10 protein-coding genes and 1 pseudogene are annotated in these 13,243 nt (G+C 62.3%); 8 read left to right on the plus strand and 3 right to left on the minus strand.

The genetic code is table 11. The annotated features are described in order from the left end of the window. Nucleotides 1-2: 2 nt before the first annotated feature. Complete coding sequence (locus ACP7DE_RS07555; protein ID WP_426071523.1) at nt 3-722, minus strand: TetR/AcrR family transcriptional regulator; 720 nt, start codon at nt 720-722, stop codon at nt 3-5. A 144-nt stretch (nt 723-866) separates the two neighbouring features. On the opposite strand from ACP7DE_RS07555, the gene ACP7DE_RS07560 reads away from it, so the two are divergent. The 3 genes from ACP7DE_RS07560 to ACP7DE_RS07570 are packed head-to-tail and all read left to right on the plus strand — an operon-like array spanning nt 867 to nt 5,203. After that, on the plus strand, nt 867-2,084 hold the full coding sequence (locus tag ACP7DE_RS07560) for an HlyD family secretion protein (RefSeq protein ID WP_426071524.1): 1,218 nt from the start codon (nt 867-869) through the stop codon (nt 2,082-2,084). A 6-nt stretch (nt 2,085-2,090) separates the two neighbouring features. Beyond that, on the plus strand, nt 2,091-3,689 hold the full coding sequence (locus ACP7DE_RS07565; protein WP_426071525.1) for a DHA2 family efflux MFS transporter permease subunit: 1,599 nt from the start codon (nt 2,091-2,093) through the stop codon (nt 3,687-3,689). Nucleotides 3,690-3,739: 50 nt separating this feature from the next. Next, nucleotides 3,740-5,203: an efflux transporter outer membrane subunit gene (locus ACP7DE_RS07570; RefSeq protein WP_426071526.1), complete on the plus strand. Its 1,464-nt coding sequence runs from the start codon at nt 3,740-3,742 to the stop codon at nt 5,201-5,203. 25 nt (nt 5,204-5,228) lie between these two features. Here ACP7DE_RS07570 and ACP7DE_RS07575 read toward each other — a convergent pair whose 3' ends face one another. Beyond that, on the minus strand, nt 5,229-6,146 hold the full coding sequence (locus ACP7DE_RS07575) for a LysR family transcriptional regulator (protein WP_426071527.1): 918 nt from the start codon (nt 6,144-6,146) through the stop codon (nt 5,229-5,231). Nucleotides 6,147-6,260: 114 nt separating this feature from the next. Here ACP7DE_RS07575 and ACP7DE_RS07580 point away from each other — a divergent pair, with 114 nt between their 5' ends. The 5 genes and pseudogenes from ACP7DE_RS07580 to ACP7DE_RS07600 form a co-directional block, all read left to right on the plus strand. Then, nucleotides 6,261-6,860, plus strand: a complete 600-nt coding sequence (locus ACP7DE_RS07580) for a short chain dehydrogenase (RefSeq protein WP_426071528.1) — start codon at nt 6,261-6,263, stop codon at nt 6,858-6,860. A gap of 109 nt (nt 6,861-6,969) precedes the next feature. Next, a complete protein-coding gene (locus ACP7DE_RS07585) occupies nt 6,970-8,712 on the plus strand; it encodes a dipeptidyl-peptidase 3 family protein (RefSeq protein WP_426071529.1) in 1,743 nt (580 codons plus the stop codon). Nucleotides 8,713-8,859: 147 nt separating this feature from the next. Further along, on the plus strand, nt 8,860-9,552 hold the full coding sequence (locus ACP7DE_RS07590) for a hypothetical protein (protein WP_426071530.1): 693 nt from the start codon (nt 8,860-8,862) through the stop codon (nt 9,550-9,552). A 104-nt stretch (nt 9,553-9,656) separates the two neighbouring features. Further along, nucleotides 9,657-10,388 (plus strand): BON domain-containing protein, encoded by a 732-nt coding sequence (locus ACP7DE_RS07595; protein WP_426071531.1) that lies wholly within the window; start codon nt 9,657-9,659, stop codon nt 10,386-10,388. Nucleotides 10,389-10,543: 155 nt separating this feature from the next. Beyond that, nucleotides 10,544-10,842, plus strand: a pseudogene (locus ACP7DE_RS07600) (MFS transporter); the annotation flags it as partial. Nucleotides 10,843-11,029: 187 nt separating this feature from the next. Here ACP7DE_RS07600 and ACP7DE_RS07605 read toward each other — a convergent pair. Then, a complete protein-coding gene (locus ACP7DE_RS07605) occupies nt 11,030-13,198 on the minus strand; it encodes a prolyl oligopeptidase family serine peptidase (RefSeq protein WP_426071532.1) in 2,169 nt (722 codons plus the stop codon). Nucleotides 13,199-13,243 lie beyond the last annotated feature (45 nt).

Below are 13,243 nucleotides of genomic sequence, written 5' to 3' on the forward strand. Positions count from 1 at the left end.
CGTCAGGCCGCGAGCGGCTGGCGCAAGGTGCCGCGCAGGAACAGGTCCAGGCTGAGCGCTACCTTGGCCCGCAATTGCGCCACGTCCGGTTGGGCTTGCGGTGGAAACAGCAGGCGCGACATCTGATCTCCCAGCAGGCAATTGAGCAGGTGTAGCGCCAGGATGGAGGGCGTCAACTCCGCGCGAAACAGCGGCGCGATGTCGGGACGGCTGAAAAACTTGGTCAGCATCTCACGCGTCTGCCCCGGTCCCACCTTGTAAAACGTTTCCGCCAGTTCCGGGTGGGTGGCCGCTTCGGCCACCACCATGCGATTCAGGCGGATGGCAGCCGGCATGGTGACCAGTTGCACGAACAGCAGGCCGAATTCGCCCAGGATGGCGGGCAGGGGCCGCATATCGGTTTCCAGCGCCGGCATGGTCGAGAAATAGGCGGCGCGGCGCAGTTCCACCACGGCATTGAACAAGCCCGACTTGCCGCCAAATTTCACATAAATCGTGCGCACGGCCACATGGGCTTCGCGGGCGATCATTTCCAGGCTCACCTTTCCATACCCTTTTTCCAGAAACAGGCAGCCCGCCGTGTGCAGCAGGTTTTCCATGCGCGCTTCCATGTCGGCCGCGCGCGGTCGGCCGGCAGGTTTGCCGCAGCAGGAAAGCTCTTGGGCGGCGGCATCGGATTCTATATCGGTGGGCACTGTATCGCTGAGGCCGGGATCGGACATGGTCTGGGTCTCTTTATAAGTTGGAAGGTAAGTGATGGCTCACACTGTAGTGCAAATTAAAATGAAATGCAATCGTTTCATTTCTTGACAAGCGCTTTTCTTTGTCCAATAATGAACCTATATCATTTCATTTCCGGAGCGAGTATGTCCAACCAGCCAGGCCAAGCAGAGCACAAGGTGCTGAGCGCCGTCCCACCCGCGGCCTCGGCCGCACCTTCCGCACCTTCCGCACCTTCCGCTTCCGCCAGCTCCGTAGCACCGAATAAGCGCGTGAAAATCATCGCCGGCCTGATTGTTCTCGTCGCGCTGGGCGCTGGCGCGCGCATGTGGTACCGCAGCCACTATTTTGTGGAAACGGAAAACGCCTATGTGTCCGGCCACGTGCATCCCGTCTCGGCGCGCATTTCCGGCGTCGTCACCAAGGTTTTCATCGACGACAATCAGATCGTGAAAGAGGGCGACGTGATCGCCGAACTCGACCCGTTCGACCAGCGCGTGAAAACCGAGCAGATCGCCGCGCAGATTGCCAGCGCCGAACAGCAAGTGCTGCAAGCCGACGCGCAAATCGCCCAAGTGCAGGCGCAGGCCAGTGCCGCCCTGGCGCAAGTGGCGCAGGCTGATGCGCAACTGCTGCGCGCGAAACAGGATGCGGAGCGTTATGGCCAACTGTACACGAGCCAGATGAAAGCCGTCTCGAAAGCGGAACTGGACGCCGCTAACGCGGCCCGTTCCGGCGCCGTGGCCGACCTGGCCGCCCGCCGCGATAGCGCTTCCGCCGCCAAGGCGCAGATTGGTGCGGCGCAAGCTGCGCGCGACGTGGCCAAAGCCCAGGTGGCCGTGCTGCGCGTGCAATTGAAGGACGCGGAACAGCAACTGCAATACAACCGCGTCCTGGCCCCCGTCGCCGGCCGCATCGGCAAGCGCAATGTGGAAACGGGCATGCGCGTGCAGCCTGGCCAGCAATTGACGGCCATCGTGCAGGACAATGTCTGGGTCACCGCCAACTTCAAGGAAACCCAATTGGCCGACCTGCATCGCGGCCAGAGCGTGCACGTGACGATCGATGCCATGCCGGGCAAGAAACTGGTGGGTACCGTGGACAGCTTCGCGCCTGCCTCGGGCGCGCAATTCGCGCTGCTGCCGGCCGATAACGCGACCGGCAACTTCACCAAGATCGTCCAGCGCGTGCCGGTAAAAATCGTCTTCCAGCCGGAAGATATCAAGGCCATGAATGGCCGATTGGTGCCGGGCATGTCGGTGATCGCCGAAGTGGAAGTGAACCAGCCTGAGCCGGCCCAGGACAAGGCCCCGCGCCACGCCGCCGCTCCAGCCGCTCCTGCCGCACAGACCACCACCCGCTAAGCTTCCATGAGCAGCCCCTCCACCACGCTGGCGAAGCCGTCGGCGTTTCCCGTGATCGATGAGAAAGTCTCCGGGCGCACCTGGCTGGCGGTCGCCGCCGGCATGCTGGGCGCCTTCATGGCGGTGCTCGACATCCAGATCACGAACTCCTCGCTCAAGGATATCCTTGGCTCGCTGTCGGCCACCCAGGAAGAGGGCTCGTGGATTTCCACGGCTTACCTGGTGGCGGAAATCATCGTCATTCCCCTCACCGCCCTGCTGGCGCGCGTGTTCGGACTGCGCACCTACATGATCGGCACCACCGCTTTCTTCCTGCTGTTCTCCACTCTTTGCGGGGCGGCCTGGAACCTGGAAAGCATGATCGTCTTCCGCATGCTGCAGGGTTTTACGGGAGGCGCGCTGATTCCGATGGCGTTCACTCTGGTGATGCTCAAGCTGCCGCCGTCGAAGCGCGCCGTCGGCATGGCCATTTTCGGTTTGACGGCCACCCTGGCGCCGGCCATGGGCCCGACCCTGGGCGGCTATCTCTCCGAGCTGTATGGCTGGCCTTCGATCTTCTACATCAACTGGGTGCCGGGCGTGCTGCTGATCGCCGGCATGATCTATGGCCTGGACAAAGAGCCGATGAAGCTGGCGATGTTCTGGAAAGCCGACTGGCTGGGCATCTTCTTCATGGCCCTGGGCCTGGGCTGCCTGACCATCTTCCTGGAAGAGGGCAATTCGAAGGACTGGTTCGACTCCGGTTTCATCATCGCCTTTGCCGCGCTGGCCCTGACGGGCATCCTGGGCTGGGTCGTCACCAGCGCCACGCGCGCCGAACCGTTCGTCAACCTGGCCTTGTACGGCCAGCGCAATTTTCTGGTGGCCACCGTGCTGTCGGCCGTGACGGGCATGGGCCTGTATGGCTCCGCCTTTTTGCTGCCCCTGTTCCTGGGCCAGATCGCCGGTTATTCGCCGATGCAGATCGGTGAAGTCATCATGTGGGTGGGCTTGCCGCAGTTGTTCATCATGCCCTTCGTCGCCAAGCTGTCGTCGGTGGTGGATAACCGCATCTTGTGTTCATTCGGCCTCTTGCTGTTTGGCGGTTCGTGCATGATGAATGCCTACATGGACGCTTCCACCGGCTACGACCAGCTGCTGTGGTCGCAGGTGGTGCGCGCGCTGGGCCAGCCCTTCGTCATGCTGACCTTGTCGAACTTCGCCATGAAGGGCATCGCGCCGAAGGACATGCCGTCCGCTTCCAGCCTGTTCAACATGACGCGCAACCTGGGCGGTTCGATCGGCATCGCCCTGCTGGCCACGGCCTTGAGCACCCGCGAGCACTTCCACTCGCAGCGCCTGGGTGAAGCGATCAATGCGTATTCCAGCGCCACGCAGCTGCGCATTGAGCAACTGACGTCGTCGTTCATGGCCAAGGGCTATGACGCCGTCACGGCAGGCAACCAGGCCTTGCAGGCGATCGACGGCATCGTGCGCCGCGAAGCGTATGTGATGGCTTACAACGATGGCTTCTTCCTGATCGGCGCCATCCTGCTGGCCTGTATCGTGCCCCTGTGGCTGGCCGATAAACTTAAAGCTCCCGGTGGCGGTGGCGGCGGTCATTGACCGCGCACAGCCCGCACGTGCAGCACCTCAAGAACAAGAAGGTACACATCATGCAAACAGTATTGACGAAAATCGCGTTGGCCGCTTCCCTTGCCGTGGCGCTCTCCGCCTGCGGCACCGTGGGCCAGGATTTCACCGCCCCGGCGAATGTGGCCGGCATCGACAGCGGCGTTTTCCGCCACGGCGCTGCCGCAGCGGATGCCGCGCAGCTGCCCAAGGAATGGTGGAGCATCTATGGCGACGCCACCCTGGACCGCCTCGAGCACAGTGCGCTGCAGGACAATCCCGGAGTGAAAGCGGCCGGCGAGCGCCTGCTGCAGGCGCTGGCGCAAAGCGGTACGGCGCGCGCCAACCAGGGCCCGAGCGTGAATGTCAGCACGGGTATGTCGAACTCGCGCACCTCGGCCAATACCTCGCAGGGCCTGGCCCTGGGCAATCGTTCGATCCGCGGCAATAACTTCTCCGTGGGCGGTTCGCTGTCGTACGAAATCGACTTGCTGGGCCGTGTCAAACGCATGGTCGAAGCGGCTGACTCGCAGGCGCTGGCGGCGCAGGCCGACCGCGACGGCGTGCTGCTGATGCTGTCGGCGCAAGTGGCCAGCAATTACTGGCAGCTGCGCGGGCTGGACGCGGAAATGGCCATCTTGAATGGCGCGTTGGGCACGCGCCGCGAATCGGCGCAGCTGGTCGAGGCGCGTTTCAATGCGGGACTGACGAATGAGCTGGACCTGGCGCGCGCGAAGGTCGAACTGTCGAACGCCCAGGCCGACCTGCATGAAGTCAAGCGCCAGCGCAATCAGCTGGAAAACAGCCTGGCCACCCTGACGGGCAAGCCGCCGTCGGCGCTGCAATTGCCGGTGGCCGCCGAGCCTTCCAGCTTGCCGCTGCCGCCAAGTATCCCCGTCGGCCTGCCTGCCAGCCTGCTGGCGCACCGCCCGGACCTCGTTTCCAGCGTGGCGGGCCTGCGCGCGGCGAACGCGCAAGTGGGCGTGGCCGAAGGCGCGTTTTACCCGTCGTTGCAATTGACGGGCAATTTCGGTTACGCCTCCGAAAAGCTGCGCGACCTGGCGCAAGGCGGTTCGCGCCAGTTCAGTGTTGGTCCGCTGGCCCTGTCCCTGCCGATCTTCGACGGTGGCCGCAACCAGGCTAACCTGGACCTGTCCAAGGCGCGCTATGCGGAAGCCGTGGCGAATCACGAAACCAAGCTGCTGACGGCCTTGCGCGAAGTGGAAGACGCCTTGTCCGACGTGGAGCAGCGCCAGTTGCAGGGCGACGCCCAGGCGTTGTCGCAGGCCGCGGCGGCGCGCGCCTACCTGGTGGCGCGCACGCGCTACGAGCGCGGTATTTCGACCTACCTGGACGTCACCGATGCCCAGCGTAGCTCGCTGACAGCGGACCGCGCTGCCGCGCAGATCAAGACCCAGCGTTTGCTGGCAACCGTCGCCGTGGCCCGCTCTTTAGGTGCCGGCTGGCAACCGGACGGCGAGCTGGCGAAGCTGGCGCAGGCCAACTAAGTACGAGGTGAACTAGATACGACGGTTACGTGAGCGTGGCCGGCGGCGGTGGCGCCGCCGGCCCGTAGCGTTCCAGCAGAAAATCGATGAAAGTCGTCAGCTTCGGCGTGGGCTGGCGGTCGCGCGGATACAGCAGGTGCATCAGGCGCGGCGCCGGTACGTAGTCAGCCAGCAGCGGCACCAAACGGCCCGCCGCGATATCGTCGGCCAGTAGAATTTCCGCCTGCATGACGATGCCGAAGCCGTGCAGGGCTGCCATGCGCAGCGCCTGGCCATTGTTCGAGCGGAAGCGGCTCTCGGTCGCAGCACCGTCGCGGCGCGTTTCCTTACCGCTCAAGCGCCAGCGCATGTGGCGCGACCATTGCATGAAATCCACGCACTCGTGCTGCGCCAGGTCGTCCGGCGTGCGCGGCGTGCCGTGCTTGGCCAGGTAGCCGGGCGAGGCGCAGATGACCATCGCGTAGTGCCGCAAGGGCCGCGCCACCATGCCGGAATCCTGCAGTGCGCCGATGCGGATGGCCGCATCAAAACCTTCCTCCACCAGGTCGACCATCCTGTCATTCAAATTGAGCTCCAGGCTCACGTCCGGGTAGGCCGTCAGATACTCGGCCAGCAGCGGCGCGATGCGTTCGCTGCCGAATGACACGGGCGCCGTGATTTTCAGCTTGCCGCGCGGTGTGGCCCGCATGGCTTCCGCGCCCGTTTCGGCTGCGGCGATCTGCGCCAGAATCTGCCGGCATTGTTCCACATATTGCTGGCCGATTTCCGTCAGGCTTTGCCGGCGCGTGGTGCGCGCCAGCAAGCGCGTGCCCAGCCGTTCTTCCAGCTGTTTGATGTGCTTGCCCACCATCACGGGCGAGATGCGGAAGATGTCGGCGGTCGCCGTAAAACTGCCCTGGTCGACGACGGAGACAAAAATTTCCATGCTGCGCAATTTATCCATGGGCACCTTGATTGCAAATTGTAGGTTAGTAATCTTGTAAATTCTAGCGTATTTATTCCTTTTTGGAAGCGGCGCATACTGGCTCCATCGTTCAACGCCAGACAAGGAAGCGGTATGAAAATCGTCATCATCGGCGCCAGCGGCACCATCGGCACGGCCGTCGCAGCACAACTGGCGCAACGCCATGAAATCATCGAAGTGGGCAGCCGCAGTGGCACGCACCAGGCCGACATGGGCGACATCGCGCAGGTGCGCGCCCTGTTCAAGCGCATCGGCAAGGTCGATGCCGTCGTCGTCACGGCCGGCAAGCTGCATTTCGGCCCCCTGGCCGAATTTACGCCTGAGCAATTCCAGCTGGGTCTGGACAGCAAGCTGATGGGCCAGGTCAACGTGGCGCTGGTGGCGCAGGAATACCTGAACGACGGCGGTTCGATCACCCTCACCAGCGGCATCGTGGCCGAGCAGCCGATCCGCTTCGGCGCGGCCGCCAGCATGACGAATGCGGCCGTGGAAGGCTTCGTGCGGGGCGCCGCCATCGAACTGGCGCGCGGCGTGCGCATCAATGCCGTCAGCCCCACGGTCCTGGCCGAATCGCTGGAAGCGTATGGCCCGTTCTTCTACGGCTTCGAGCCGGCCGCCGCCAGCCGCGTGGCCCTGGCTTACAGCCGCAGCGTGGAAGGGGCGCAGACGGGGCAGGTGTACAAGGTCTGGTAAGCCGCTTGCCATGCCATGGGGGCAGGTGGGACAATCGCAGGCTGAGCAAGAAAGCGGCAGCGCGCCATCCGCGCCAGCCGCGCCTGAGAAAAATCCAACCGAGACCTCGATGAAAAAATTCTTGATTCCCCTGCTGATGGCTGCCGCCGTCGGCAGCGCCTGCGCCGCAACGCCAGCGGCCGCCCCGGCCACCCCGGCCACCGCCGCGCAACTGACCACCATGGGTGCCCGCTACGCGCCCGTCGCGCTGAGCGCCGATGTCACGCACCTGTCCGCGGGCGACCGCCAAGCCATCGCCAAGCTGGTCGAAGCGGCCAAGCTGGTCGACGTGCTGCAACTGCGCCAGCGCTGGTCCGGCAATGAAGCGCTGTGGGCGGCCCTCAAGAAAGACAAGTCGGCGCTGGGCCAGGCCCGTCTGAATTATTTCTGGATCAACAAGGGGCCATGGTCGGTGCTCGACGCACACGCCTCGTTCATGCCGGCCAGCTACGCCGGCATCGCCATTCCCGCGCACAAGCCGGAAGCGGGCAATTTCTATCCGCAAGGCGCCACCAAAGCCAGCCTGGAAACGTGGATGAACGGCTTGTCGCCGGACGACAAACAGCAGGCGCAATGGTTCTTCACCACCATCCGCACGGGCAAGGATGGCAAAGGTGATATATATCAGACCGTCAAGTATGCGGACGAGTACAAGGTGGAGCTGAAACAGCTGGCCAAGCTGCTCGACGAGGCGGCGGCCGCCACGGACAACGCATCGTTGAAGAAATTTTTGACCCTGCGTGCCAAGGCTTTCCTCGACAACGATTACCTGCCGTCCGACTTCGCTTGGATGGACCTCGATTCGCCCGTCGACATCACCATCGGCCCGTATGAAACGTATAACGACGAGTTATTCGGCTACAAGGCCGCGTTCGAGGCTTATGTGAACATCCGCGACCAGGCGGAAACGCAAAAGCTCGATTTCTTCGCCAAGCACATGCAGGAGCTGGAAGACAACCTGCCGCTCGACGCGCAATACCGCAACCCGAAAGTGGGCGCGCTGGCGCCGATGGTGGTGGTCAACCAGGTGTATGGCGCCGGCGACGGCAACATGGCCGTGCAGACAGCCGCCTACAACCTGCCCAACGACGAGCGCATCATCAGCGCGCGCGGTTCCAAGCGTGTGATGCTGAAAAACGTGCAGGAAGCCAAGTTCAAGGCCACCTTGACGCCGATTTCCAAGCTGGTATTGACGCCCGAAGCGCAGCAGGACGTGGATTTCAATTCCTTCTTCACGCACATCCTCGCGCATGAAATCATGCACGGCCTGGGCCCGCATGCCACCGTCGTCGATGGCAAGCCATCCACGCCGCGCCAGGACTTGAAGGAAGCGTATTCCACCATCGAAGAAGCCAAGGCCGACATCACGGGCCTGTACGCGCTGCGCTACATGATGGACAAAGGGCAACTCAACGATACCCTGGGCCAGGGCGACGTGGCCGAGCGCAAGCTGTACAACACTTTCCTCGCCTCGGGTTTCCGCACCCTGCATTTCGGCCTGACCGATTCGCACGCGCGCGGCATGGCCATCCAGATGAATTACATCCTCGACAAGGGCGGCTTTGTGTCCCTGGGTGACGGCAAGTTCGGCGTCGATTTTGGCAAGATCAAGCAAGCAGTGATCGACCTGGACCGTGAATTTTTGACCATCGAGGCGACGGGCGATTATGCGCGCGCGAAAGAATTGATGAGCAAGTACGTGGTGATCCGCCCGGAAGTGCAGGTGGCGCTCGACAAGATGAAGGCCGTGCCCAACGATATCCGCCCGGAATTCGTCACGGCCCGCGCCCTGGATAAAGCGACGAAGAAATAACCCGACCTTGACTATTATCAGAATGAAAAGCCGGTGCATCTGCGCCGGTTTTTTTTCGCCTTTTTTCTGAAAAGTTGCCAGTATTTCCTTGTGGAAATATTTTTACCGCTTACTCTGCAGTGGTAAATCCTTTTCCCCATCGATCCCATGCCAAATCCGCTCTTGCTGATGAGCTTGCTCATCGCTTTGTCCCCTGTGCCCGCCGTGGCTGCCGCCCAGCTCACCGATCTGGAAAGCCGCTGGCTGCAGGCGGGCCAGCCCGTCATCGCGTTTGCGCGCGCGCAAGGTTTACCCATCGATATCATCGTGCAACCCCAGGATGCGCCCGGTGCCGTGCCGCTGGCGCTGGGCTACGAAGCGGGGCGCTGCAAGCTGGTGCTGTCGCTGCGCGGCAATGCGCAAGCGGACAGTGTCTTGCAAGATGTACTGCCCGCGCGCCAAGGCATGATGATCGAAGCGATGACGGCGCATGAAATCGGCCATTGTCAGCGCTATGTGCAGGGCGACTGGCATGCCTTGCCGCGCGGCTTTATCGAACCAACCAGCATGCAACGCGGCAAGTTGACACCGCTGGCGCAGGAGCTGCGCGAGACGCGCCGCGAAGAGGCCTATGCGGACCTGGTGGCCTTGGCCTGGATGCACGGACGCCACCCTGGGCAATACCGTGATGTGCTGGCCTGGATGCGCGGCGTGCGCGCCGGCGGCGATAGCGCGGGCGGTTCGCATGCTACCCAGGCATGGCTGGCGCTGGCGGATGGCGAAGGCGCATTTGATGAGTCCGCTTCACCATTTGAACAGGCGCAAGTATTGTGGCGTAAGGGTTTGAGCGGCGACAAATAAACGCTGATTATTACGCGCATGGCCTGTCAGCGTGTGCTGTCGCACGGAGCTTTGCGTGCGGCAGGGGTCTAATCTGAGCATCAACTAACCAGAGAGGAACTATCATGAACAAAATGATCGCACTCATGCTGGCCGCCAGTGCCAGCGCCCTGCTTGCCGCCGCGCCCGCGTATGCGCAGGATGCCTCGTACAAGAGCTTGACGGACAAGGCAGCGGCCGACTACAAGCAGGCCAAGGCCGCTTGCGATGGCCACAGCGGCAACGCGAAAAAAGTCTGCGTTGAAGAAGCCAAGGCGGCGCGCGCCAAGGCCGATTCGGATGCCGTGGCGCAATACCGCAACACCCCGCGCGAACTGGGCAAGGCCCGCAAGGACGTCGCCAATGCCGAGTATGACATGGCCAAGGCCAAGTGCGGCGACCGCTCGGGCGCCGACAAAACCACGTGCATGAACGATGCCAAGGCGGCGAAAACGGCCGCGCTGGCTGACGCCAACACGGGCGCCAGGGCCGGTACCAACGTCGCGCAAAATCCGCCTGCCACCACGAAGGAAAATTGCGACGCCATGGATGCGACGGCCAAGGCCGCCTGCGTGACGCGCAATGTAGCGGGCAGCACCAAGATGGCCGTAGCCGACTCCGTCATCACCACCAAGATCAAGGCAGACCTCGTCAAGGACAATGACTTGAAAGCGCTCGATGTGCACGTGGAAACAGTGAATGGTGTCGTCATGCTCAGCGGCTTCGTACCCTCCCAGGCGCAAGTGAAAAAAGCCGCCGACCTGGCCCGTGGCGTGGACGGCGTGACGGATGTGAAAAATGGCTTGAAGGTGAAGTAAGCGGCATTTTTCATAAAACTTGCAGCCAGGACTGGAGCGGCACGCAGCAGTGTCGTTCCAGTTTTTCGACTGTATAAATGACGATCATAATGCAGCATGAGAAAAATCCCACCGGCTGGTGTGGATCGGTATCCACTTTTTCTCATGAGGGCGGCATGCTTTCTTATCTTTTTTCGCTATGGCTGGAGCGGTGCGGCCTCCACTTCGCCTGGGCATCGTCGCCATTACCGCCATTACTTTCCTCACCGCCTTGACCTCGTCTGCCGCGCTGGGCTTGCCGGGGGCGCTGATGCAGCCCTTGAACCGCGAATTCGGCTGGGATGCCGAGCAGATTTCCTCGGCCCTGGCCGTGTGCTTCGTGCTGTTTTGCCTGATGGGGCCGTTTGCCGCCATCCTGATGGAGCGCTTCAGCTTGCGCAATGTCATCTGCGTGGCCCTGGGCTTGATCGCTGCCAGCCGCCACCGTGCCGCTCACGGTGAAGCTGGTCGGCGCCACGTTTGGCCGGGAGCGGGCGGGCATGGTGCTTGGCTGGATCTTCGCCGGCCACCAGCTGGGCGCTTCCGTGGCCCCGCCCAGCCCGCATGAAAAAAGCCAGGCCCGCATGCGCGGAGCCTGGCTTTTCAAGAAGCGTGCAGCAGCCTTATTTCAAGTATTTTGCTAACCAGCCCTCGACTTCGCTATAGAAGAAGCGGCTGTTCTCGCCCTTCAGAATCCAGTGATTTTCATCCGGGAACACCAGCAATTTTGCCGGCACATTCAGGCGTTGTTGCACAGCAAAGTTCATCAAGGCATTGTTGGCCGGCACGCGGTAATCGAGTTCGCCCACGGTGATCAGGATGGGGGTGGTAAACCCCGTGCCTTTTTCATGGTTGCCCGCTTGCATGACCGGGCTTTGGTCGCGCCACACGGGCAAGTTCGACCAGACGGGGCCGCCCGCATTCGTTTCACGGCCGAAGCCGCCATCGCTGGTACCCCACTGCATGATCAAGTCCATTTCGCCCGCGTGCGAGACGATGGCCTTGTAGCGCGTGGTGGTCGCTTGCAGCCAGTTGGCCAGGTGGCCACCATAGCTGGCGCCGCCGGCGGCCAGCTGCGTGCCGTCGATGAAGGGATATTTCTTGATGGCTTCATCGACGCCCTGGTTGACTTCGTCGCCCGGACCCTTCAATGGGTCGAACTGGATAGCCCGCGAGAATTCCTCGCCATAGCCGGTGGAGCCCTTGTAGTCGGTCAGCAAGACAACGTAGCCGGGCTTGGCCAGCAAATGATAGTTCCAGCGCAGCACGAACTGGTCGCGCCACATGCTGGCCGCGCCGCCATGGATGACGGTAAACAGCGGGTACTTCTTGTTTGGGTCAAAGTTGGCGGGCTTGATGAGCATATTGTGGATCTGACGGCCGTCAACCGTGGTGAACCAGAAATGCTCGGGCGCCTGCCAGTCGATTTTATTTGCCTTGTCCGTGTTGAAGGCCGTCAGGCGCTTCGGCTGCCTGCCGTTGAAGGCATAGATTTCCGGCGGATTGATGCTTGACTCCCACACGCCGACCAGGGCCTTGCCGCCGCTGCTCAGCGAGTTGATGGTGCCCGTCGGCAAGGATGGCTCCTCGCGCACCTCGCCACCCCTGGCATCGATCGAGTACAGCTTTTCCAGGCCCGCATGTTCGTAGCTGAAGAGGACGCGCTTGCCGCCTTCTGGCAGCACGAAGCGCGAAATCGACCGATCCAGCTTGGCTGTTAATATCGTTGGCGCAGGGTTGCTCATTGGCCAGGCAAAACTGGCCAGGCGTTTCACGTCATACACCTTGCCCGGCGTTTGCGCGTCGCTCAAGGCGAACAGGGTCTTGCCGTCGGCAGAAAATTTCAGGGAACCGTAGCTGTGTTTGTCTTGCGTCAAACGCTGCGCTTCGCCGCCTGCCACGGGCAGCCAGTACAGCTGGGAATAGACGGCTTCGCGCTGGGCCGCATCGTGGTTGGTGGCCGCATTGAAGACGACGGCCTTGCCATCGGGCGCCCAGACGGCGTCCAGGGATTGGCCTTCGTCGCCCTGGCCGCCGCCAAAGCCCGGCAGGGTGACCAGTTGCGTGCCCGACAGGATGTCGCGCGGTGTGTTTTCACCTTTCGCCTCAGGCTGCGCATCGACGATGAACAACCGCACTTGCTTGTCGGTCAGCCATTTGTCGAAATAGCGGGGCGCCGTCGTTTCATACGAACGGGCGCTGACCTTGCGTTCCTTGCGCTCTTTAGCACTTTGCTTGACCTCGCTTTCCGTCTTGTTGCCTGGATAGATGTCGCTGATGAACAGCAATTGCTTGCCGTCCGGACTCCATTTCGGCATGCGCGCACCCATGGTCAAGCTCGTTAGCCGTTGCGCTTCGCCGCCAGCGGCCACGTCGAGGCGGTAAATCTGTCCCGCTTCATCGCCATCGCGCTTGGAGACAAACACCAGCTGGCGGCTGTCCGGCGACCAGGCCACAGCGCTTTCGCCGCTCTTGGAGTAAGTCAGGCGGCGCGCGGGGCTGTCGTCAAGCAGCGATTTGATCCACAGGTCCGACCATTGTTCCTTGCTATCGTAGGCGCTGTCGACCACGGAAAAAACGGCCCACTTTCCATCCGGGCTGGCGACGGGTGCGCCCACGCGTTTCATCAGCCATACGTCTTCATGCGTGATGGCGTGTTTGGCTTGCGTTTGCGTGGTGGCAACCGGTATAGCCGCCGTGGTATCGGCGGCGTGGACGGTCGTTGCCAGCGAGGCACAGGCTGCTGTGATCAGCAGGGAGCCGAGGGAACGGCGAAGACGGGGTGAGGTCATGGGCATGGTCCGGGAAGTGAAAAAAGTACAGCGGGCAACATTATT

Source organism: Janthinobacterium sp. DSP2-3-3, from assembly GCF_049897325.1.
GTDB lineage: Bacteria > Pseudomonadota > Gammaproteobacteria > Burkholderiales > Burkholderiaceae_D > Janthinobacterium.

Bases quoted from the DNA above. Each gene is read 5' to 3' on its own strand.
- ACP7DE_RS07590 (WP_426071530.1), top strand. From the start codon at position 8,860: ATGCCAAATCCGCTCTTGCTGATGAGCTTGCTCATCGCTTTGTCCCCT.
- ACP7DE_RS07570 (WP_426071526.1), top strand. From the start codon at position 3,740: ATGCAAACAGTATTGACGAAAATCGCGTTGGCCGCTTCCCTTGCCGTG.
- ACP7DE_RS07565 (WP_426071525.1), top strand. From the start codon at position 2,091: ATGAGCAGCCCCTCCACCACGCTGGCGAAGCCGTCGGCGTTTCCCGTG.
- ACP7DE_RS07585 (WP_426071529.1), top strand. From the start codon at position 6,970: ATGAAAAAATTCTTGATTCCCCTGCTGATGGCTGCCGCCGTCGGCAGC.
- ACP7DE_RS07560 (WP_426071524.1), top strand. From the start codon at position 867: ATGTCCAACCAGCCAGGCCAAGCAGAGCACAAGGTGCTGAGCGCCGTC.
- ACP7DE_RS07595 (WP_426071531.1), top strand. From the start codon at position 9,657: ATGAACAAAATGATCGCACTCATGCTGGCCGCCAGTGCCAGCGCCCTG.
- ACP7DE_RS07575 (WP_426071527.1), bottom strand. From the start codon at position 6,146: ATGGATAAATTGCGCAGCATGGAAATTTTTGTCTCCGTCGTCGACCAG.
- ACP7DE_RS07580 (WP_426071528.1), top strand. From the start codon at position 6,261: ATGAAAATCGTCATCATCGGCGCCAGCGGCACCATCGGCACGGCCGTC.
- ACP7DE_RS07605 (WP_426071532.1), bottom strand. From the start codon at position 13,198: ATGACCTCACCCCGTCTTCGCCGTTCCCTCGGCTCCCTGCTGATCACA.
- ACP7DE_RS07555 (WP_426071523.1), bottom strand. From the start codon at position 722: ATGTCCGATCCCGGCCTCAGCGATACAGTGCCCACCGATATAGAATCC.